The 22,500-nt window shown below is 34.7% G+C and carries 25 protein-coding genes; 14 read left to right on the top strand and 11 right to left on the bottom strand.

Features of this window, described 5'->3' with window-relative positions; translation table 11 throughout:
- The first annotated feature begins 131 nt into the window (after positions 1-131).
- Positions 132-353, top strand: coding sequence for a hypothetical protein (locus ABN763_RS02915; RefSeq protein WP_410483915.1), 222 nt, complete (start codon positions 132-134; stop codon positions 351-353).
- A gap of 27 nt (positions 354-380) precedes the next feature.
- On the opposite strand, the gene ABN763_RS02910 is transcribed toward ABN763_RS02915, so the two are convergent.
- Entirely contained in the window at positions 381-1,217 is an 837-nt protein-coding gene (locus tag ABN763_RS02910; RefSeq protein ID WP_410483914.1) for a tyrosine-type recombinase/integrase, read from the bottom strand.
- A 445-nt stretch (positions 1,218-1,662) separates the two neighbouring features.
- Here ABN763_RS02910 and ABN763_RS02905 point away from each other — a divergent pair, with 445 nt between their 5' ends.
- Positions 1,663-1,953 (top strand): hypothetical protein, encoded by a 291-nt coding sequence (locus ABN763_RS02905; RefSeq protein ID WP_410483913.1) that lies wholly within the window; start codon positions 1,663-1,665, stop codon positions 1,951-1,953.
- Position 1,954: 1 nt separating this feature from the next.
- The gene (locus tag ABN763_RS02900) at positions 1,955-3,091 is read left to right on the top strand and encodes a radical SAM protein (protein ID WP_410483912.1); all 1,137 of its coding nucleotides are present in this window, start codon (positions 1,955-1,957) and stop codon (positions 3,089-3,091) included.
- A 419-nt stretch (positions 3,092-3,510) separates the two neighbouring features.
- On the opposite strand, the gene ABN763_RS02895 is transcribed toward ABN763_RS02900, so the two are convergent.
- Positions 3,511-3,858 carry a hypothetical protein gene (locus ABN763_RS02895; protein ID WP_410483911.1) on the bottom strand — a complete coding sequence of 116 codons (348 nt, stop codon included), beginning with the start codon at positions 3,856-3,858 and terminating at the stop codon, positions 3,511-3,513.
- 368 nt (positions 3,859-4,226) lie between these two features.
- On the opposite strand from ABN763_RS02895, the gene ABN763_RS02890 reads away from it, so the two are divergent.
- Genes ABN763_RS02890 through ABN763_RS02880 form a run of 3 tightly spaced genes read left to right on the top strand, consistent with a single transcriptional unit; the run spans position 4,227 to position 7,547 of the window.
- Positions 4,227-5,693 (top strand): ankyrin repeat domain-containing protein, encoded by a 1,467-nt coding sequence (locus tag ABN763_RS02890; RefSeq protein ID WP_410483910.1) that lies wholly within the window; start codon positions 4,227-4,229, stop codon positions 5,691-5,693.
- Positions 5,694-5,724: 31 nt separating this feature from the next.
- Positions 5,725-6,774, top strand: a complete 1,050-nt coding sequence (locus ABN763_RS02885) for a sensor histidine kinase (RefSeq protein ID WP_410483909.1) — start codon at positions 5,725-5,727, stop codon at positions 6,772-6,774.
- Positions 6,771-7,547, top strand: a complete 777-nt coding sequence (locus ABN763_RS02880) for a LytR/AlgR family response regulator transcription factor (RefSeq protein ID WP_410483908.1) — start codon at positions 6,771-6,773, stop codon at positions 7,545-7,547. The genes ABN763_RS02885 and ABN763_RS02880 overlap by 4 nt, the downstream gene beginning before the upstream one ends.
- 232 nt (positions 7,548-7,779) lie before the next feature.
- Here ABN763_RS02880 and ABN763_RS02875 read toward each other — a convergent pair whose 3' ends face one another.
- From ABN763_RS02875 to ABN763_RS02865, 3 genes are all read right to left on the bottom strand, one after another.
- A complete protein-coding gene (locus ABN763_RS02875; RefSeq protein WP_410483907.1) occupies positions 7,780-8,916 on the bottom strand; it encodes a serine hydrolase domain-containing protein in 1,137 nt (378 codons plus the stop codon).
- Positions 8,917-8,979: 63 nt separating this feature from the next.
- The gene (locus ABN763_RS02870) at positions 8,980-9,495 is read right to left on the bottom strand and encodes a Crp/Fnr family transcriptional regulator (protein WP_410483906.1); all 516 of its coding nucleotides are present in this window, start codon (positions 9,493-9,495) and stop codon (positions 8,980-8,982) included.
- 181 nt (positions 9,496-9,676) lie between these two features.
- Entirely contained in the window at positions 9,677-10,507 is an 831-nt protein-coding gene (locus tag ABN763_RS02865) for a helix-turn-helix domain-containing protein (RefSeq protein WP_410483905.1), read from the bottom strand.
- A 107-nt stretch (positions 10,508-10,614) separates the two neighbouring features.
- Here ABN763_RS02865 and ABN763_RS02860 point away from each other — a divergent pair, with 107 nt between their 5' ends.
- From ABN763_RS02860 to ABN763_RS02840, 5 genes are all read left to right on the top strand, one after another.
- Positions 10,615-11,058: an SRPBCC family protein gene (locus ABN763_RS02860; protein WP_410483904.1), complete on the top strand. Its 444-nt coding sequence runs from the start codon at positions 10,615-10,617 to the stop codon at positions 11,056-11,058.
- A gap of 15 nt (positions 11,059-11,073) precedes the next feature.
- Entirely contained in the window at positions 11,074-11,502 is a 429-nt protein-coding gene (locus ABN763_RS02855) for an SRPBCC family protein (protein WP_410483903.1), read from the top strand.
- A gap of 169 nt (positions 11,503-11,671) precedes the next feature.
- Positions 11,672-12,028 carry a VOC family protein gene (locus ABN763_RS02850; RefSeq protein WP_410483902.1) on the top strand — a complete coding sequence of 119 codons (357 nt, stop codon included), beginning with the start codon at positions 11,672-11,674 and terminating at the stop codon, positions 12,026-12,028.
- On the top strand, positions 12,025-12,453 hold the full coding sequence (locus tag ABN763_RS02845) for a DUF3052 domain-containing protein (protein WP_410483901.1): 429 nt from the start codon (positions 12,025-12,027) through the stop codon (positions 12,451-12,453). The genes ABN763_RS02850 and ABN763_RS02845 overlap by 4 nt, the downstream gene beginning before the upstream one ends.
- A gap of 8 nt (positions 12,454-12,461) precedes the next feature.
- A complete protein-coding gene (locus tag ABN763_RS02840; protein ID WP_410483900.1) occupies positions 12,462-12,944 on the top strand; it encodes a hypothetical protein in 483 nt (160 codons plus the stop codon).
- A 231-nt stretch (positions 12,945-13,175) separates the two neighbouring features.
- On the opposite strand, the gene ABN763_RS02835 is transcribed toward ABN763_RS02840, so the two are convergent.
- Together ABN763_RS02835 and ABN763_RS02830 are read right to left on the bottom strand one after the other, a co-directional pair.
- Positions 13,176-13,601 (bottom strand): hypothetical protein, encoded by a 426-nt coding sequence (locus tag ABN763_RS02835; protein ID WP_410483899.1) that lies wholly within the window; start codon positions 13,599-13,601, stop codon positions 13,176-13,178.
- A gap of 23 nt (positions 13,602-13,624) precedes the next feature.
- A complete protein-coding gene (locus tag ABN763_RS02830; protein ID WP_410483898.1) occupies positions 13,625-13,990 on the bottom strand; it encodes a DUF2237 family protein in 366 nt (121 codons plus the stop codon).
- 251 nt (positions 13,991-14,241) lie between these two features.
- Between ABN763_RS02830 and ABN763_RS02825 the strand changes: the two genes are divergently transcribed.
- Both ABN763_RS02825 and ABN763_RS02820 read left to right on the top strand, forming a co-directional pair.
- Positions 14,242-14,694: a DUF4199 domain-containing protein gene (locus ABN763_RS02825; protein WP_410483897.1), complete on the top strand. Its 453-nt coding sequence runs from the start codon at positions 14,242-14,244 to the stop codon at positions 14,692-14,694.
- A gap of 88 nt (positions 14,695-14,782) precedes the next feature.
- On the top strand, positions 14,783-15,148 hold the full coding sequence (locus ABN763_RS02820) for a DoxX family protein (protein ID WP_410483896.1): 366 nt from the start codon (positions 14,783-14,785) through the stop codon (positions 15,146-15,148).
- Here ABN763_RS02820 and ABN763_RS02815 read toward each other — a convergent pair.
- The 3 genes from ABN763_RS02815 to ABN763_RS02805 form a co-directional block, all read right to left on the bottom strand.
- The gene (locus ABN763_RS02815) at positions 15,145-15,501 is read right to left on the bottom strand and encodes a DoxX family protein (RefSeq protein ID WP_410483895.1); all 357 of its coding nucleotides are present in this window, start codon (positions 15,499-15,501) and stop codon (positions 15,145-15,147) included. The two genes, ABN763_RS02820 and ABN763_RS02815, sit on opposite strands and share 4 nt — an antisense overlap.
- Positions 15,502-15,817: 316 nt before the next feature.
- On the bottom strand, positions 15,818-16,381 hold the full coding sequence (locus ABN763_RS02810) for a DUF664 domain-containing protein (RefSeq protein ID WP_410483894.1): 564 nt from the start codon (positions 16,379-16,381) through the stop codon (positions 15,818-15,820).
- A 159-nt stretch (positions 16,382-16,540) separates the two neighbouring features.
- Entirely contained in the window at positions 16,541-17,845 is a 1,305-nt protein-coding gene (locus tag ABN763_RS02805; protein ID WP_410483893.1) for a hypothetical protein, read from the bottom strand.
- A 122-nt stretch (positions 17,846-17,967) separates the two neighbouring features.
- Between ABN763_RS02805 and ABN763_RS02800 the strand changes: the two genes are divergently transcribed.
- On the top strand, positions 17,968-19,074 hold the full coding sequence (locus ABN763_RS02800; protein WP_410483892.1) for a hypothetical protein: 1,107 nt from the start codon (positions 17,968-17,970) through the stop codon (positions 19,072-19,074).
- A gap of 133 nt (positions 19,075-19,207) precedes the next feature.
- Here the strand turns inward: ABN763_RS02800 and ABN763_RS02795 are convergent, their stop codons facing one another.
- The gene (locus tag ABN763_RS02795; RefSeq protein WP_410483891.1) at positions 19,208-22,495 is read right to left on the bottom strand and encodes a M1 family aminopeptidase; all 3,288 of its coding nucleotides are present in this window, start codon (positions 22,493-22,495) and stop codon (positions 19,208-19,210) included.
- Positions 22,496-22,500: the final 5 nt, after the last annotated feature.

Below are 22,500 nucleotides of genomic sequence, written 5' to 3'. Positions count from 1 at the left end.
ATATCTTTAAACGATTTATAAATATCGTTTTAAATTGATTATGCATCGTATTAAGATGCATTTTATGCTTAAAAAGCACTAAAAAGTAACTGTAAGAAAATGTTTATATGAAGTTTGTGAACTAAAAACAAATGAAAGAACTAGATTTATCCCCAATCCTAACCTATTTAGAAAAATGCCATGAGGGCGACCTTCTCTCCCTAACCAAAAGTTTGGACAAGTCCATTTTTATGTTCCACTTTCTGGCCCAAGATACCTTTACCGATTTTGAAAGACAAAATTGCTGTCATGTGCTCATGGAACTCAAAGAGGCGGTTATGGAAATTTACTTAAACATAGAAAAGAGTATTTAGTCTAGCTTTCCATTCCATACACATTTTCTAGGGTTTAGATTCAATATTATCGCTGTATATCTTATCTAACGGATTTATACATGATTTCAGTTTTGTTTTAGATGCTTTAATATATCGGAAGGTAGAATTAATACTTTTATGTCCTAATATCTTTTGTATCGTGAACAAGTTTTCTCCTTCTTCGGTGAGCATAGTAGCAAATGAATGTCTAAAAGTATGAGGTGTAATCTTTTCCTTGGTTTTTAGAATAAAGTTTGCCTTCCAAATAACTCGATTAACCGTTATTCTATTCATTGGTTCCTCTTTACTCCTACCATAAAAAATATAATCTTTAGGATCATATTGTTTGTAATATTGTTCCAATTGCCTCAACAGCATCGGACTAAGTGGAACGTAACGGTCTTTTTGACCTTTTCCTTTTACTATTCGTATTACCATACGACTGGGGTGTATATCCTGCCTTTTTAATCCAACACACTCCCCTACTCGAATTCCGGTGGAATACAACATTTGAACAATTACTTTATCCCTAAGCGTAGATAATGATTCAATAAATTGGTAAACCTGTTGTGGGGAAAGAACAAATGGCACCCTATTTGGAATTCTTGGGCTTCGGAGTAGCTTTATCTTTTCTGGAGTTTTAGCAATGTTATGATAGAAATAAGTAAAACTAGCTATTGCAACTGCTATTTTATTTGGCCCAAATTTCTTATCAGAAACAAGGAGATAAAGATAATCCTGTATTTGACGCTGATTTAAAACTCTTGGACTACATTGGTAATGACAGCAGATATGGTTCATTTCTTTGATGTAATTGCTTACGGTGTGCTTGCTGTAATTACGATAAGAAAGATGTTTATACATACTTTCTATCATATTTGTATCTATACCTAGATATACTTTTTTTTCATATTTAACTCTATTGATTATTTACTAACTCCAAGATGGTGATTTTTACGAGAAAAACACTTTGTTAAAATATGAACGAGTATTAAGTTATCGTTATCGGAATGGCCAAACCAAGCTGTTTATGTGTTGCATTATACTAGTAGATTACTCTCTGAATTAGAAAGGCAAAATTGCTGTCATGTTTTGAAGGAGCTTAAGGAAGCTGTTCTGGAAATCTATTACAATCAACGTAGTTAACTAGGTTTTGTCGCTTTAATATAACCTATCACACCGCAACAAAAAAATTCATATGAATTGATTTAAGGCTAACAAATAAATCGCAAATACTTATAAGAAATATATTACAATTATTGGAGATATTTTTTTATATTACTGAAACAAACCATAAACAATCTAAGTAATGGGTAAACAAACTTTTAATATTGAAATTGATAGAAAAAATATTTCGAAGGATGATTTTGACAAAATAAAAAATGATTTAGTCAAAGAAATAATAAAAAACTCATGGACACCTGACTCGATAGGCAACAACTCTTTTCATGTTAAAGCTGACTTTTCTAAGCATGCAAAAGGAGGAATCAGTGTTGGCGATATGATAAAAGACGGCCCAATTGCTCCAAAGTTTAATCCAACCCTTTTTGACCCTAGATCACAAACTATTGAAAAGTTAGTCATTACGATAGAAGATTAGCATGCTAGTAAATAGTTATGCCCAAAATGTTATCATATACAAGATTGTTCAAACCTGCAATTTAAATTGCACATATTGTTATGTATACAATAAAGGCGATGATTCTTGGAAAAGTAGACCAAAACAAGCTTCTTTTGAGGTAACCAAAAAATTATGCTCTCGAATAGTTGAACATTATTATCGTCATAATTTAAAACAACTTTATTTAGAGATACATGGAGGCGAACCCTTACTTCTAGGTGTAGAAAAGTTTCGGAAGCATATTGAGATTATAATGAGTGAATGCTCACAATTAAACCTTGATATTTTTGTTCAAACGAATGGTTTGCTTTTAAATGATGAGTGGTTGAAATTATTTTATGATTTTAACATTCCATTTTCTATTAGTATCGACGGTCCTTCAATTGCCAATGATAAAAATCGAGTTTATCGGAATGGTAAGGGCTCCTTTGATGAGTTATTTTCAATTTTGAACAGATTGCAAAAGAATAAGATATTTGACTCACTGTGCCACGGCTATCTATGTGTAATTGACCCTGAAAGTGAAGGTGATTATATTTTCAATTGGTTTTATGATAATAACTTCAAAAAGGTTGACTTACTTCTACCAGATTTAAACCATACTGAAATTGATAATATTTCAATTGAAAAAACATCTCGTTTTTTAATAAAAGCTTTTGACAGATGGTTGGAAATTGGCAAAGAAGCTCCTTCGGTAAGATTTTTCGAATATGCTATTAGGAGTAAAACTGGCTTAAAACCGAATTTGGATGCATTGGGAGGAGATCTTTCTGCCATCAGCGTAATTGAATCAGACGGTAGCATTGGTTGTCATGATGTTATGAGAATAAATGGGGGTATTTATAATAGAGATTTTATGAACATTTCTAAATATCCTCTAGGAGTACATGTAGATTTTTTCAATATTAAAAAAATTCAAAAACCCTGCGCAAAATGCCTGAATTGTAAGCACTTTACTAGCTGCGGAGGAGGATATCTTCCACATCGTTACGATGGAATTGATTTTAACAACCCATCATATTATTGTAATACTCTTTATTCTTTTTTTGAACATGTGGAGAAAAGACTTCTAGAAATGGTGCCTAAGAAGATGTGGTCAAAAATAAATACTGCTTAATTTCGCCATTCCATACACATTTCCCTCCCCTACTTCTCCTTCACTATGTTCAGGACAGGCTACGGCTCGGTCAATAAGTATTCCATTACCTTTTTTGGGAAGCTTTTAGAAGAACTTTTCAATGAACTTTGGTGGAGTACGCTTTGCTTTTCCAAAGCAAAGAAACATAACGCAAGTACATTATAGTACATTTATAGCAAATGGCGTATAGCTTTGCTATTTGATATAAAATCAGTTCTAGCGCTTTAGTGCTATAACGATACCGATTTTATGTCAAAGCCATTTGCGGCAATCTCCTTCTTACATCCTTAGCTATGGACTTACCTCAGTTATACGCATTTTCATACATATTATTCTGATATTCTATTTCTTGAGGCCCTATTAAGTAATAATTTATTGAAGATTATTTATGATAAGTTCTAATCGTATTTGTCAAAAATAAAACTCTTGATTTCATCTATTTCGGGCAATTCGAAATCAATCAATGGGTCGATTAAATCCATTATCTCGTCATTAGTAGAATAGTTATATTCTTCAACAAACTTTATTCTTCTTTCAGCTTTTTTCAGATGTCTAAAACCTCCATATACGTTTTCAGCACCATACTTTTTGCTGACAATCACGGTCACATAATCTTCAATGTCATGGATATTAATATGATCTCTGTACCCAACCCCGGTACTAATAAAAAATAATAAATCTATAGGCGGGTTTGCCCTTAGAAATTGATTCCTACTGTTGATTCTTCCAAAATGCCCATATTTCATTCTGTTTAATAGATTTACTGTATGCCCAACATAAAACTTATCGTTCTCGCAGAATAATGTATATTATCTCATCAAGGTGGCGATAGCCATTAGAAAGTATATGTCTTAAATACTTCATTAAATAATTGATAAGTTTCTAGTATAAATATCCATTGCACACACATTTCACTTCGCTCCAATTGTCGCTGTGTAAAAAGAGTGTTCCAGTAAGATAGTGAAGAAACTGATATGAAATCAGTTCTGTTGCAACGATCCACTTAAAAAAAGGAAATTTAAGATTGAATTTTGTCCACTTCACAAAATTCTTCACCGCATCTACACCGTATTACAATAGTTTTATTCGCTGAACGTATCATACTATCTACAACATGAAAACACTATTTTGTACCATGGTGATTGTAATCAACCATGTATCCTTTTCGCAATCCAAGACCATTTTTGAAACCGCTTGTAAAGGTGATGTCGAGGTCTTGGATTCTCTTTTGCAAACAACCACGATTAACAAGACCAGTAAAAATGGGTCGAATCTCCTGCATTTTGCCACCTATTGTAACAATGATGCAGCCTTAGATTATCTCATACAAAAAGAAATTGATATCAATCACACCAATACCTATGGCGACACGCCACTAATGTATGCGGTACTCAGACGAAACGTAAAAATGACCAAAGCCCTTATTGCTAAAGGTGCTAAAGTGAATACGGTGAATCGTGATAATTTAACACCTTTATACAATGCTGTACAGTCGGATAATAAAGAATTGGTTGACATACTTTTAAATGCCAATGCAGATGTGAATTTGGGTGCTTCGCTTCTCCATAAAGCCGTCATCAATAACAGTTTAGAAGTGGTTAAAAAACTGGTCGATAAGACCGCTAATATGGAGATTACAAACGACTATGGCAATACACCATTAGCACTTGCTATTAGAGAAGATAATCCAGCGATAGCCGAATTTCTTATTACCAAAGGCGCAGACCTTAAAAAGGTGCCAACATATCAATTAACAGGTGCCTACTTGGGTCAAAAGTTGCCGGATAGTGTTCCATTGGTGTTTGCCAAAAGTTTTATTTCTACGGAGAACTTTGTGCATAGTCCCACATTTTCTTCAGATGGAAACGAACTCTATTATACGGTGGAATCTTGGCGCTATCATGGTGGGACCATATTTGGAACCAAGCAAGTTAACGGCATTTGGTCCCTACCTAAACCCATCGATATTGATGGCGATTATAGAGAAATTGACCCCTATTTGTCTAAAGATAATAACACCATGTACTATTGTACTAACAGACCCATTAAAGAAGGAGATTCTGTGCGCAATAATAGTGACCTGTGGATGCTAAAGCGCAATAATGATTCTTGGAGCAAACCGATATTCTTAGGCGAAAAAGTGAATAGCCAAGATCATAATGATTGGTTCCCTACCCTTTCTAACAGCGGTCTGCTCTATTTTTCTACTGGGCCTGACCGTTCGAGCAATATTGTCTATGCCAGCGTTAAAAATGGTATTTTTTCCGAACCTACAGATCTTGGTCCTTTAGTAAATTCAAATAGTAGAGATTACGATCCTGTTGTTGCACCTGACGAACGTTATATCATTTTTTCATCTAATAGAGAAAATGGTTTTGGATCGGTTGATTTGTATATCAGCTTTAAGAATAGCGATGGAAATTGGGAAAAGGCCATCAACATGGGTGATTTAATAAATACTGATACCATCGAATTTGCACCACGTTTATCACCAGATGGAAAATTCTTATTCTTTAACCGAGGCGCCAGTATATATTGGGTTTCCACAAAGTGTATAGATAATTTAAGGGGTAAGCACTAATTTTTTTAAATTACTTAAAAATACCAAAAGTGTGAAAGATAAAACGGGTTACATATGGCATATTGTGGTGGCCGCAATCGTAATTACAATACTTGCCAATATAGGATTGTTTAACCACTTTCATAAACTACATACGACCAAGGATCCAACACCAGAGAACATAGAGCAGTATTACTTTACTATTAGAATAGGGTTTGTTGGTGTTGCCAGTGAACTTTTGATGCTGGTTATTTTTTCGTTTTTTAATTACACATGGAAAAACCATTTTTTTAAGAAAGATCATATCTTCTTTATAGTACTAAGCAATGTAGTCTTACTGGCACTTTTTATTGTAATGGATATGGTGATCTTTAAATATGTTGTAAAAACCCATCCAAATCTAGTGTTCAATTGGTTTTATTTAAAAGATTATCTCATCAACCACTCCTTGGTGCTTTGTATTGCCATTGTTGCGCCTTATATGCTGTTGCGCATGGAAAAAGCAAGGGAAATGGAGATGAACCTAATACAACTAAGAGAGCAAAAATCTATAGCAGAACTAGCGGCGCTAAAGGAACAGATAAGTCCACATTTTTTCTTTAATACCATGAGCACCCTAAGCGCAATTGTTAGGAAAGATACCAAAGCGGCAAGTCTGGAATTTATTGATGACCTATCAAGCACGTATCGCTATTCATTATCCTCTACAAAAGCAGATTTAGTAACGCTTAAGGAAGAATTAGATTTTATTACATCCTATTCGGATTTATTGCAAAAACGATTTGGGGATAAGCTTAAGATTACATTAAACGTATCGGAAGAAACCTACCATAACAAAATACCGCCAATGTCGATTCAACTATTAATCGAGAATGCTTTACAGCACAATGTAATTACTTCCAAAATTCCTTTAGAAATTAGGGTGTATAATGAAAAAGACCATATTTATGTTGTAAACAGTTTGAATGAAAAGGAAGATGTTGAAAGCTTCGGTATTGGTTTAATGAACCTGAACAATCGCTATAAATTAATAGCTAATACCGAAATACGGATTGAAAAGACACAAGATGTATTTTTGGTAGAACTCCCTTTATTAATATGAACGTTGTAATCATAGAAGATGAAACCAGAGTTGCACAAAATTTGTGTGATTTATTATTTGAAATTAATCCGGAAATTAACGTATTAGGGGTATTAGAAACGGTAAAAAGCAGTATCAGTTGGTTTGCTGACAATCATGCTCCTGATATTGCTTTTTTTGATATTAAAATTGCAGATGGTAGTTCTTTTGAAATATTGGAAAAAACGCAGCTCAATTTCCCCATCATCTTCACAACGGCCTTTGATGAGTATGCACTTAAAGCCTTTAAATATAATAGTATTGACTATTTGTTAAAGCCAATTAAAAGGACAGATTTGGAAAAAGCGATTTTGAAATATCAGCATCTGTATTCACAAGATAAGACCATCATAGACCATAATTGGAGGTTGATGGAGGTGATAAAAGAGATGAAAGCATCTGCAAAAACAACTATTTATAAAAGCTCCCTTTTAGTCAACTACAGAAACCAGCTAATTCCATTAGCTGTTGGTGATATTGCGTATTTCTATTTAGAACATCATATGGTTTATTGTAGGACAAAAGAAAACAAGTCATATCAAGTAGCTAAGACTTTAGAAAAATTGGAAAACCAACTAAATCCACAACTGTTTTTCAGGGCAAATAGGCAATTCATTGTTTCAAAGCTTTCTGTCAGATCTGCTACTACAATGGATAAAAGAAAATTAAAACTTGTGTTATCGCCTCCTCATCATTCTGAAGTCATTATAAGCAAACTGAAAGTTACACTCTTTAAAAAGTGGATTAAAAGTTGACTCAAAATAGCAATCATTCTATTCCATGCACATTTTGCCCCACTACTCTTCTACTCTACAAAAAGCGTATTTCATTAGCATTGTATAGTAACTATTGTCCAAACTTTGCCGATGCATCACCTCACTCCTACTTCAAAAGCTCCAGTGAGTACGGATCAAGTATGTGGCGTTCTATATGCAGAGCATTATAGCAAAGTCTATGATAAATCGAGTACCACTATAGCTAAATGGGTTATTGTAAAGCAATATCAACTACCTTGTCAATCAATTCCCCTCTATCAAAAGGAGGTGCCGATTGACCAATATTCGCCGAAATCGTAACTTGATGTTCGGGTGAATACGCCAAAATAGACCCGTAAAACCCTCCATGCCCATAAAAGGTTTCGCCTCCTAATTTCCATTTATAAATACCAAGTCCGTAGGACTTACCAAATTGTGAGGTCTTTGACACATCGAGAATTTTTTTAAGGGACTCACCGTTTTTAAATAGTTGCATGTCAAATAACGCCTCAATAAAAATCGCCATTTCGTTAGTTGTTGAGACAATTCCACCTCCCGCCCATTCATACGAGGTGTTCACGCGTTTTGTAATATTTATTTTATTGAAAAAAGCATCAATTCTTTTACCGGCACCATATTCTTTTTCATAGAATTCAAAATAGGTGTTTTGTAAGTTTAGAGGAGTAAGTATTCTTTCACGAATAACTGCCGCAAGCGGTTTTTGCGCTATATCTTCAATAATAAAGCCCAATAACATATAATTAATATCAGAATAATGGTAGCCCTTGCCCGGGATATTTTTAGGTTTCTTATTTAAATTATATCTAAAATATCGCTTATAAAATTTTTGTGCAGTATACTTTCTTCTAGGATGAAAAAAGACACTTAAGTTAAATCTAGTCTCCGCATCGGTAAAGACATCGGCAATCCCAGAGGTATGATTTAGTAACATTTCAATAGTAATTACATCCTGGTACTTTTTTTTGTTATAAATATGTAATTCATCATACCTGATAAAGTCTAAATGCTTTAGGTATTTTTTTATAGGATCTTCAATGTCAAGTTTGCCTTCTTCACTTAATTGTAGCACAACAGTAGCGACCAGTGTTTTTGTAATGCTCGCAACATTGTATTGATACGAAGCATCTACTGGCGTTTCACTTCTTCCCACTATGCCAACACCATTTTCATAAATAAATCCTTTTTTTCGGTTTTTAAGAGAAAGCAAAAAGCTGCATACAGGTTTTTTACCATCGCAGTTAAGATAAGAAGTCATCAACTTATTCAACTTTTCTTCCTTGCCCGGTTCTTGTGCACCAAGAATAAAGGATGTCAGGACTAGACAAATGAAAAGCACATTTTTCTTCATAGTTAAATAGGATATTTCTTGTTCTAAAACAAAACTATGGGAACTGAGAAATTTTGAATTGACCTAAGTCAACTGAAGTTTTTTTCGAATCCTACTAAGTCGCTCTTTGGTTATTCCTAAATAGGAAGCGATATACATATGAGGTACTAGATCGAGATGCTCAGGATGTCGATGCAGCAACCTTACGTAGCATTCTTCAGCAGTAAATGCTTTGAATTCCAAAAACCGGCCAATCAGGGTTTCTATATAGCTGCTTAGCATATAATTGGTAAAAGCGTCCAATTTTAGGTTCTTTGGTAGTCGGGTTTGAATGTCTTTTTTATAAACTTTAAGCACCGTGCTTTCGCACAAAGCTTCTATGGTATCAAGACTAGGTATACCTTGGATGTATGATAAAGGACAGCAATCAATATCGCCCTCAAAAGAAAATCCGATAGTGACTTCTTTAGCATCGATTTCTCTGAGTCCTCTAAAGGCTCCCTTAATAACAAAGAATATAAAATCACCTGACTCCCCTTCACGTAAGATGATTTCATTTTTATCATAGTTTTTTGAGAATTCCAATGCTTTTAAGCGCATCGATCTCCTTTTTGAAATCAGACTTAACGTGATCTTTAAAATTATTGTTGGGGTGAATAAACATTTACATGTATTTACAGCCAGTTATATCAGCTATGTATTACTACTTTTTTTGTGTTGCATAAAACCAGAACGAACTACAACTATCGTTGACAATAGTCTTTTCAGTTCTAGTTTCTCATTAATGATTCAACGAACCTTCAAAGAACAGATTAGAAACGTAATATGCTGCGTGGTGGCCCGAGTACGTAATAAATTTTTGAAACTCGGTGGGCGACATAGAGGTTTGTTTTTTCATGTCATGAATAAAATGTGATTGATCAAAGTAGCCCTCTGGAACAATACTATCTAACTTGATACCATTTAGCAGCTTAAAAGTGTGGCTTTGCATTCTTACAACTTTTGTATAAGACTTAGCAGACATACCTAAATGTGTTTTAAAGAGCTGCTGTAATCTTCGTTGAGATAAATTAAGCTTTGAATTAATGCTAGTGATTGAAATATTTCCTTCGTTTACAAGTATATCGTTAAGTGATGAAATAACCCGACTATCAATAGGTTTATTCTTATAGTAATCTCTTAATAAAGCTGCCACTTTCCATAACACTACTTCGCTGTCTAAATCCGATGCTATCAATTCTTCCAGGCTTTCCGCAAGATACTTAGAGAAGCAATTAATTGGAACCCTAAGTTCTGAAAATTCATTGGCCGGAATTCCAGTCAAATACGGTATAGCATAAGGCTGTAATTGAATTGTGAGCGCTCTTTTTATAACACGCATGCTCAATTCAAAAGGATACACTGAATTACCCGAAAGATACGATGTGGTTTCAAGCAAATTGCCTTTACAATCTTTAATAGCGAAGCTATTTCCACAAATAACATTAAAGTAAGGATATCCTGTTGGAAATGCTTTGACATTAACGTTTATACCATTAGTCTCCTCAACAATCCACATATGGCGAACTAGTACGTTAAGGGTTTTATCAATTTTTAACGGTATAACTTTCATAAGTTAAAAATACTAATGTAGCGATTAATGATAATATCACGTTTCGTTTTTTTACAATACTGGTATCAAAAAAACAAGTTTTTTTGTTGGCTGATGAAAGTAACAAAATGACAAGCAGAAAAGTAGACACGGTATTGGCGATGGCTGTTGAACCACAGATGATAATAAGTGCATTTACTGATTATGAGTTATTAAAGAGGTGGTGGGGTGTAAGTAAATGTTCAATATCCAAAAAAACAGATGGAATTTACTTTCTTGTCTGGCAAACACCCAATGGAAGTATAAAATATGTTTCTTCTGGAATAATTGATGCCTTTAATCCAACAAACAAACTAAAAATAAAAAACTTCACATATTTATGTGAGGGTCGTCCAATTTTAGAAGGGATGACTTTGGAAATTCTAGTAAAATCTCAGAAAAACGGTATGTCTGAAGTTCATTTGTGTCAAGATGGCTATCAAAACGGTGAACATTGGGATTGGTATTACACTGCTGTTGCGAAGGCATGGCCAGAAATGTTAAACACACTAAAAAAATATCTCGAGCAATAAATACAATTAAGTACCATGAAATATACAATCGAAACGATCATTCAAAAGCCATTACATGAAGTAACCCAACTTTATAATAACATCAATAATAATAGTAAATGGATGCCAGGTCTTATAACTCACGAAACAATTTCGAGTCATAATAGAGAGCCCGGTAGTAAATCGATTTATACATTTAATATGAAGGGTAGAGATTTTACCATAACCGAAACCATTTTGCAAAACAATTTAACCGAAATTATTGCAGAATTTACATCGAACGGTACGGTTAATACGCAGACCACGCAGTTTTCAAAAATAAACGATACAAGTACAAGCTATAAAGTCCATGAATCATTTAAGTTAACGGGATTCATGAAAGTAATTGGTTTTTTAATGCCGGGTTCATTCAAAAAACAAACAAGACAATTTGTCGATGCTTTTAAGGAATTTGCCGAAAGTTAATACCAGTAATAATGAATAAATATCAATCAAAAATACAAGAGTAGTATTGGTTCTTCATGTCTGTACGTAAATTCCTTGAAAAATATCAATATGAATAAGTTAAAACAACTAACAGAAAAGTCTGAAAGCCATATAAAAATTAAACATAACCTCACCAATTAGCACGATAATGGATTCTATTTTAGGATTTACTTTAGCAGTAACGAATATGGACGGTATGGTACATTTTTATTCAAAAGTCTTTGGAATATCTTTTGAACGTATCAATCAATTTGAGACTACACTATACCGCGGAGAATGGAATGGACTTAACATTCTCTTATGCCCAGCTCAAATAGCAAATAATGATGCTAAGCAAAACAGGCACCAATTAGATATTCTCGTTCAAGATATTCAAAAGTCGGTACAATTGATAGAAGGAACCACAGGAGGTTTGCTTGGTGAAATTACTCAGGAAAACTCGTATCAAAGTATTGCTTGTTATGATCCTGATAATAATTCAATTATTTTAAAACAGCATCTATGATGAAAACAGCCGGCTATTCAGGAACACCTTTGGCTAAAAAGCTAGGAATAAAACCCGGGTTCAAGATTCAGATATTTAATAGTCCAAAACCCTACTTAAAATTCTTCTTTGACCTACCGGAAGATATTATTGTAATAGATAGTTGCGAAAAAGAGAAGGTAGACTTTATTCACATCTTTGCAACAACAGTCCTAGAGCTCGAATCTAGCTTTTTGAATGGTAAACCGAACTTAAAAAATAATGGTGTTTTATGGATAAGCTGGCCAAAGAAATCCTCCAATATAGTGACAGAAATTGATAAGTTTTATGTAATGCAGTATGGGCTAACGAATGGATTGGTAGACACGAAAGTAGCGGCAATTGATCAGGATTGGAGCGGACACAAATTTGTTTATAGATTAGCGGATCGGTTAGACCACAATTAAATTGAACAATGAAATATTTTTTTACATTTTTATTACTTAGCTCTTTTAGTATTCATTTATGTTATGCACAGACTTTTTTTGATAAAGTATTAAATCAAAAATGGGTAGGTTCTGGAGAATTATTCGGTAGCAAAGCCTCCTTCCAAATGCAATGGCAGATGATATTGGATGGCAAATTTTGGGAACTCTCATTCCAAAATCAAAGAGAGCAATCAGAAGAGTTCAAGTTCAAAGCTAAAGGAGTTTATCAAATAAAAGATGATGAGCAATTAAAGGGAATATGGTTCGATTCTAGAGGTATTACATTCCCTTTAAAGGGTAATTTTTCTGAAGACTCTCTTACAATTTTTTGGGGGACTCCCGAAACAGAAGAAGGGAAAACCATTTACACCGTTAATCACAATGGTTTAATTTCAGTGATTGATTTTGTTCTAAAAGATAAGGAACTCGTGCCATTCGCCACTGCTTCTTACAGGAAAGCCGAGAATTAATAACCCGTCGTTTAAATAGACTTTACTTATAGAGTTACAAAGGATTGATTTTTAATATGCTCATTACAGTAACTACCGTCCAAACTTTGCCAATGCAAGACTTACCCCTACTAAACGGTCAAGTCACCCCTTGGCTATTTAGACCTGTTCAAGATTCGGGTTACATAGTGCTTATACTGTTAAGACTATCGGGAAACACCGATGCCTCCTATATTTATTCACATGGTACTATTATCCATCATAATATTCTAAGTTCAAAGACTGGTTTTTTAAGTCTATCATTTTATCGATGAACTTTTTGTTGTTTTTGTACATTTTATTCTTTGCTAACTTTATGAAATGTCCTTCTGCGTGAATACTAAATGTTCGCGTGTTGTAAGTAACTAGCCGGTAATACGGAATCACCCAAGCATACCGTTCTAATCGATTGGTAAAATGTACTATGATTCCTTTAGGTCGTAATTCAATGTTAGCATAGTTGATTTCTGAGGCGACACGATTTTTTGGATGTAACTTTTGGCTAAATTCTGCTATCATCAACCTACTCGACCCAATACTGCCCATTTTTATTGTTTCAAAAAAAGAAAACGCTTTCCCTACAAAGTGTTTGCTTTCAGTTTGGTAGTCTTCATTTTTATAAGTGGTATTGAATAACATATATCTTACTTTAAGAATTTAAATTACAATTCGACAGCTTCGTATTTTTTTAAAAGCTCTAAGGAGACATAATCCAAAGTTTTTTGAAGTGTGGCTTTAAGAATTACTTTTGGTGCAACACCTGCTTTTTCTGCTTGTGACCATCTGGATACACATAAACACCATTTAGAACCAACAACTAGACCAGGAAATTGCCATTGTGGTATAGGGGTGGTTAAATCATTTCCCATTGACTTTGTGTATTCTAAAAATTCAGCAGTCATAATAGCGCAAACGGTGTGTGTTCCTGTGTCTTTGGAGATGGTTTTACAGTAGCCATCTCTGAAGTAACCTGTAGCTGGATCGAAGCAACAAGGCTCGAGTTTTGTACCTAACACGTTTAATTCCATTTATAAATGTTGTAAGTGTTAATTTGTGATTATCGATATTTTGTTTAACTTTATACAAATATAATTAAACAAAATAACATTTTTGACTGGTATGAACGGTTCGATGTCATTTTGATAGTTATAAAACAGTTTGACCTAGAGTATTAGTCTTCCTGCTATATTACCTATACTCTTAACACCCCATTGAGGTGTACACAGATTTTGGCACTAAAAAGCCGATGACATTTAATTATTCTTTATCTATTATACCGATGAAAAACTTTCCACTACCCATCCGTTTTGCTCTTGCTACAGCAATAGCATTAATTTCCTATTTTCTAGTTTTATCAATATTTGAATTACATGTAAATATTTACTATAGCTTATTTAATGGTTTTATTACTGGATTTGGCATTTATGAAGCCATACGATACCGAAGACATGAATTAAAAGAGCATTTTAGTTATTTTCAAGGTTTCGCTACAGGTATCATTACGGGTTTTATTGCTACACTACTATTTACTTTATTTTTTGCAGTCTATGCTACGGAAATCAACACCAGCTTTTTAGGCGAATTATCGGCACCATGGTTTAACAATCAAAATTTTAAAGTTATTGCGTTTTTTACAGTCGCAATTATGGGTTTCGCAACTTCGATCGTGTTGACATTATCTTTTATGCAACTTTTTAAGGCTTCAAACAACCCGGTAGTAAAAGCAGTATAATTTTATAAATTAACGCCCTCATTACTAATGGAAAAGGTAAAATAGCAAGATCGCTATCAGGGCGAGTACGAACTTAAAAAACAAGAATATGCACTATTTGACCATTACCCTTCAACTAATAGTTGGCTTAAGTATATTGAATGTTTGGCTAATTCAAAATAAGAAACCTACGCAATGGCGTGGCGGAGATGCAACATCCATTAAGGAGGAATTCAGTGTTTACGGACTACCTGATTGGAGTTTGTACGTAGTAGGATTCTCAAAAGTGCTGCTTGCAATTGGTTTAATACTCGCTATTTGGTTTCCTATTTTGCTTAAGTCTTCAGCTATGGGGTTGGCAACATTATTATTAGGATCAGTTGTGATGCATTTTAAAATTAAAGACCCATTGATCAAATCCTTTCCTGCATTTCTATTTTTATGTCTGTGTCTGTATCTAGTTATAGCCACTTAAATTGTGGCATTATTTTGTAGTATTATCATTAGGATGAAAGCATTAAGTACTGCATATAAGAGCGACGGGGCAGATTGCAGTAGACTATCTTTTATCATTAAGCGGACAGCAAAACCCAACATCATTAAAATTACTAACCCTCCTGACGCGATAATACCTAACACGGGAATGTAGAGATAACCAATAAAAAGGCCAATCGATCCCAACAATTGCAGCGTTCCAACCGTTGAACGCCATTTTGGAAGTCCATAGCGGAAAAATTCTTTTTTCATGTATGAAGAAAAAAAGCAGCTTATCCCAAAAAATAAAAAAGAACTTGATGATAGGATAACTAGAAATAAGAGTATACTCATAAATACTCAAATTACGATTAAAGCTGACTGAAATCAAGTCTTTTATGGAATAATTGTGTGAAATATGAATAATGAGTATTCCATCATAGTTGCCGACGAAACTTTTTTGGAAATAAAAAATCTAAAAAGAAAAGTAGTTATTTATAAATGCCAGCGCACCACCTCGCTCCTACTTCAAAAGGTCTACTAGACCTTCCTCATTCGGCCGTTCCAAAGCAAAGCGCAGAACATTATAATACAAATGTGCTCGTTTATATTTTATTTGGGTTTCGCCCTTTGGTAGCTATAAGGAATGTTTAAATGAACAATTCTTTTTTTATTTAGGCAAGCGGTTCTTTACGGTTGCTATTTGCCCCATATGATTAGCGGAATGTTCCATTACATGGTACCAGATATAATGGTAGTTTAATCCCTCTTCCATAGTTGATGAAAACCAAGCATCGTTTTTGGTTTTGAGTCCATTTAAGGTTTTTGCACGGACTTCATCCCATACATCTAAATAATACCGAATCGGCTTACCCTTCAGTATGTTTTTTACCTTTTTATTCAGTTCACCTGCCACGCCAAGTCTAGTTCCTTCATCTTCTGTCCATTCCCGACCCTCTAAAGTTGCTATCTGGTAGTACGATTCCGTAGACACCAAATGCATGATCAATGATCCTATGCTATTCGCATTAGCATCGTATAAGAAATCAGTTTGCGATTGATCCAAATCCTTAACTTGTTCGGTTATTCTGTTTTTTAAATCTTCTAACATATAGACCATTAAACCAATTTGTGGTGAATACCCTTCAACCGATTTTAATTCTCCTTGCGCGTTCAATAGCATGATTGGTAATAGAAGGAGAAAAAGGCTAGATGTTGTTTTCAAGGATTTCATCGTGTCGTATTCAAATTAATATATGGAGAGGGAAAGATATTTAACTCTACTATTTCTAGTGATTCATTTGGCGAGGTTTTAACATTTTATATATCAATAATGTGGTACTTGTGGACAAGATGGTTTAGGGATACTTAAAGTAACTTGTAAAAGCTCAGTTTACCGAACTTGATCGCTACGATACTTCAAATCATCTGAGAATTTGATTTCACCTTGTCCATCGGTAAGTTCAACATCATCTATCATACCGAGTCCGTTAAAGAAATAACTGATTTCCATGATTCCACCGATAGTGTTCTCATATGTCGTTGAAAAAACTTCCTTACCATTCAATTTTATAATAACATTCTTATCGATTGTGCGGATTTCAAAATCATTCCATTGGTACATATTGGTCGTCATGCTGGTTAGGTCTTGGATTTTGCCATTGTACATCACATCGCCTACCCTCACCGCTAGTTCGCTGCCACAACCTTTATTTCCTATCATGATCCAATAAAAATCATTTGTTCCCTGAAGATGGATATTCATAATAGGGCAGTCCACACTTTCTAAGGGATCCATCTTAAATGAAGCCTTATAGGTCAAATTATTGCCATCGACCTCAAAGTCCTTGACAAAATAGTAGGCCAATTGAAATTCTCGGTGAACATCTATTCCCTTCTTTTCTAGTGTTTCTTTGTCTATACCCAAATAGTCTTTTCTTAACCATAGTTCCTTATCAAAGGTCACAATCCTAGACATCGGCTGCCTAGCCGCTATGAACCAGTTTTCATAAATCACATGAACTGGCATTTCCTTAATAATTTGATTATCGGCAAAGAGTTTTGCAGTAAAATACCCCGGAATGTAATAGATATCCGTTCGCTCTTTATTGCCCTTGAAAATTTCTACCTTTCTAGAAGTATCCCAACTTTGTTGTAAAAAAAAGCGATCGGCATCAATAGCGTCAATGTCATAGGTAAAAACCACTGTATTTGGTAATTGGTTTTTTAGGGTTTTTCTATATCCAAAAGTAACGTCATCAACCTTTTTCTCCGCGTACTGATTATTTTGCAGCGTCTTTGCATCCCCAAGTAGCATAAGTATTATGGGGATTATCAACAGCAATCCGATCGTAGTTTTTCTTATCTTTTTTCCTTGCCCAACGAAGGTACCTTTAGATACTCCATCTTTTTTCTCAACGCTATTTGATAACGATTCAGATTTAAAGGTCTGCCAGTCTTTGTTAAAGGCGGTTTTAGACAAGGCATTTAAGGTAGATATATGGGGAAGGCGTTGGTGGCTATTCGACCAGATTCTTTTTAAAGTGGAAATACTTAATCTACAAGTTGTTTTCTCCTCAATAAAATAGGAAAGAAAATCAAAGTCTTTTTGAGACCATAATGCAGCGTCATGGAGATTAACGTCAGCAACAATTTTTTGCTTGATCTCTTCTAAAAGTGCCCAATCAGATTTTATCATCTTATTGATTTTCAGTTATTTGATTTTTTGGATCAAAAATGAATGCAAAATGATTTGAAAAAGACCATTTCATACACCTATGTATTGATAGTTTAGATTTCATATATAAAAAGATAATCAAAATGAGAATCCGTTACACTAAATTACTATTAATTGCTTCTTTGTCATGCACGGCTGTAAGTGCCCAGCAATCAATTTTTAAACAAGGAGAATACACCATATATTCAGAAGATAATAAAAAGGTAGCTTCTCGAGATACCATTTTTAAGGGAAAGCAATCCATAAAATTAGATGGTAAAAACCGTTCTATTGCCCTGTTAGATGTTATAGACACTGATAATTTTAGAGTGGAAATGGATATCGCTGGACAGATCATGTCAGGGCTAGGATTTCATGTCAAGGATGGGATGAATTATCAATTTATTTACTTCAGACCGGGCATGGGTGGCACCAAAGAGGCTATCCAGTACATTCCTATATATAACGGTGCCTTAAGTTGGGTATTCTACAACTATCCGATTTATGAGAAAACTGCAGATGTACAATCTTTGGAGTGGTTTCATGCCGCTTTTGAGGTGAGAGGGAATAACTTGAAAGTCTTTGTCAATGATGAGCCTGAGCCAAAAATGGATATTTCGATTTTAAAAAATCCCATTTCTGGAGGAAAGCTCTTATTAAGAAGTTTATTCGGACCATCATACTTCGCCAATGTTACCTACCAACCATTAACCAATGCTAGTAATGAAGATAAGGCTTTACCCAATACTGGTTTTCTCACAAAATGGAAGATATCCAAACAGTTTTCAAGAGACACAACGGCCAATCATTTTAACAATATCCTAAACAAGGCTACTGCGCTAAATAATTGGAAAACTATTCATACAGCAGGAGATCATTATGTGAATTTTTCCAGATATTTTGACCACCCACAAGGAGTATTGGTAGCCAAGGCTACTATAGATGCTAATACTAAATCTAATAAAAACCTCCATTTTGATTTTGTAGGACGTGTCAAAATACTTCTGAACGGAAATACGCTCTTCGAGTACAAGAAAATCAAATTTGAACGGGTATTTGATGGTACCTTTTCCATAGGGCTTCCTTTGAAAAAGGGTAAAAATAAACTTGTGGTCATTGCAGAAGGCGATGCGGCTTTTTTTGGAAAAGGCTTTAGATATCTGGGAAGAAACCAACATACCAACTGGGGCTTTATTGCTAGGGTTGACTAATAATGTATAATTATTACTAGGAAATGCAAGAGCGTCTGGAACTACTCAAAAAAAACATTGAACCAACTTTTTAAATAGTATATAGAATCCGATCCGATCGTCACTTTTTATCAAACGTTCATAGTTGTATGTTTTATTCACTTAGTTCTTGTTCTTTATTAGTTTCAAATAAATCATAAACAACATACTGTAAATCTTTCGGTGTTACTGCGTTAAAATATTCGAGTAAGTCCTTAGAAGTAGCATAACGATTGGTTTTCATTTTAAAACGCCCGTGAGCACCATGCCAGTCTTTAATAAAATCCTGTAATGCAATGTTCACTTGCTCCTCTCCTATTAGTTCTTGTAATTTATACATCGCTATGGCACCTTTATTATAGTAAACAAATTCCTGATTTTCTACCATTGCAAGCGAAGGCTCTGATGGTGATTTTATTCGTTTGGTATCATACTCTTCTTTTTGTAACGCTAAAAACTGGTCTACTTTCTCTTTTGGATAATTGGCTTTTAAAACCATTAAGGCTGCATACTGCGACAAGCTTTCTAATATAAAATTACGCCCTTGAACATTTGCCGCTTCAACCTGCATTCCAAACCATTGATGTGCTACTTCGTGAGCGGTGATGAAGAATGCCATATCTACGTCCCTTTGATCATCTATATCTAGAACAAATCCCATCGCTTCCGAAAACGGAATGGTGCCAGGAAATGATTGTGCAAATTCTTGATAGCGCGGAAATTCCATAATGCGTAGTTGCTGATATTGATAAGGACTAAAATTGGTACTGAAGTATGTCAATGAAGCTTTTATTCCAGCCATCATTCTTTCTATATTATAAGTGTGGTTTTTGTGATAATAAATTTCCAATTCCACGGGTTGTGCTAATGAACCTGATGGTGTCCAACTATCCTTTTTCACTTGGTATTCAGCAGAAACAACCGAATAAAAGTTGATGATGGATTGATCTGTTTTATATTGAAAATAGTTACGATCATTTTGGGTCCATTGCTTTATCAATGTGCCAGCAGCAACCGCTTTTTGACTGTTGCTTGTTCCTATGGTGATGTTTAAATTAATACCATCTGAATCACCACCAGAACGGGCGTTTACCAATTCATTCGGGTCATCAATTTTTGCCTTACTCACTCTCGGTGAAAGCCTATAGGCTTTGCGTTCGTACGTATCACTTAGTTCATATTTTCGGTTATACCCGATGGTAGGAAAAATAGTATTGTTGAAAAAAGTTCCGTTGTACACGAATTGTGTGCTCGAATGATCATCTTCGAACCCTTTTGGATGAAAAGACTGTTTAAACGCCATTTGAATTGAAGATTCGGGTTGTAAAACTTCTTTTAGCTCGTAAATGACATAATCATAGGGTGGGTAGGCCGTGTTTTTGGTAGTGCCACCCTCAAAAATAACATCGTTTAATGCAACATGAGACGCTATTAATTTCTGAATATGAATTTCAGTAATGGGTTTGTTTGTAGTGTTTTTAAGTATGTACGTTCCTTGAATTTCGTAGCTTCTTGTTTCGGGATATAGTTCAACAAATAAGTCCACATCAGTAATCTTTGGTTGGGGTAAATATTCAAAAGATTTTAGTGCCTTTTCATAGTCAGCTCTAAACTGCTGTTCTTGAGAATCGGTCCAGTAATCATTTAAAACATTGGTATTATAAAAAATATAGCTACCAAGAACAAGAAACACTACCAATATAAAAATGCTACTGTTTAAAATGGGTTTTGTAATGCGATTTCGAATCGTTTTGATACGTATCGACAGACGAGTTTCGGCTCCCCTATTCATGAGTAGGGCGCTTACTATTAAAAGCATGATTCCAAATAGCAGCCAATAGGCTTTAATCCACAAGTAAGGTTCTAAAAAGTGCCCGTATCCGTTCATTTCGGAATAAATTCCAAGCGTCTTGCCTCCAAATTTGTAGAGACTATGGTTAAATCCTAATACTTCTGAACCCATGTTGACGATGAAAAAAATGAGTGTCAACAAGATGCCAATAAACTTATTTTTACTTACTACTTGAAAGAAAAATGCGATGAAAGTATACAGTACTAAAAAAGGAAGTATTTCGATGAAAAAGCCTGAAAAATAGCTATCTAATTCGAAATGGTAATACCCTCGTACGGCTTGAAATAGCATGCCTATGATGATTAAACTCAACATTAAAATCACATAAATACTGATAAGTGCAACAAACTTACTTGTGAGTTGTACAAGGCTGCTGATTGGTGTAGCATCGTTTAGCATATGCTGTTTGACACTGCGCTCCTTCCAAATTAGTTCGCCAGAATAGAAAAGTAGAATGATAATGAAAAAGTACATGGACATTTCCTGCAGCTCTGCTATGATCAAATGCGTCGCAGGATAGCTATCCACGCCATATACGGTTCCTAAATTCACAGAATTGATCGCAATGATGATGATGCCGCAGATAACAATGGCCCAAAACGATGTTTCTTTTAATAGTGAATGTGTATAGAATTTTGAGAGTTCGTACAGCTGTATGCACTGAGATTTAATGCCACTGTGTATTCCAACTTTGGGTATAACTGGATTTATAGTTAAAGGCGTCCTACTAGCATTGTACTCCTTTCTTAATTTTCTTTTTGAGTTTTTGGCAAGTGTAGCAAATGAAAATTTATGATAACCGAAGAGCAAAGCAATACCACCCAAAGCCACCCAAAATAGCTTGTTATGTAATAGAATTCCGTTTAGGGAAATGCCTAATGCATTGCGTTCTATCGGGGTCCATTCTTTAGCATACTGCGTTAATGTAGTCAGTGAAAAGGGATCAAAAATGCCCTGCAAACACTCATTAGTGATCGCTTTGGTGAGTAGAAATATCACAAATAGCACAACACCTTGGGTGTATACCACCAGCAATTTTTTGCTTAACATCCCTGTTACGAAGAACACACAAGACCCAAAAAATAATGTGGGAATTACTATTATTAAAAATGCCTGAATATAGGTAAAGGCATTAAATGCTAACATGTCTTCAGCTTGATGCCATGGCATTTGCGAACCTATCATCATTCCGAATAACAAGCCACTAAAAATGAATAACATTGTTGTAAAGGAACCTAAAAACCTGCCCAATAAATAGTCACTTTTTTTAATAGGATTGATAAAAAGAAGTGCCTCAGTATTGTATTGATAGTCGCGTAAAACCGGAACACCCATAATCATTGATACCATGATCATAAAAATACCGGTAAGCGCCCCCATTGTTTTTCCGATAACTAAAGGTGCATTTTTTTTCATCACCCCTATTTCTACCCCTTGAAAAATGAAATCAACACCAACAATCGAAAACGACAATAAAAACACAAAAAAAGCATAAGTCTCTGGGCGTTTGATTCTATAGTGAAGTTCAAATTTGAATATTTCGTACCACATGATTT

This window comes from Spongiivirga sp. MCCC 1A20706, assembly GCF_046524175.1.
Classification (GTDB): domain Bacteria; phylum Bacteroidota; class Bacteroidia; order Flavobacteriales; family Flavobacteriaceae; genus Spongiivirga.
Note: the sequence above shows the minus strand (reverse complement) of the source record. Positions and strands in the feature narration are given on the sequence as shown.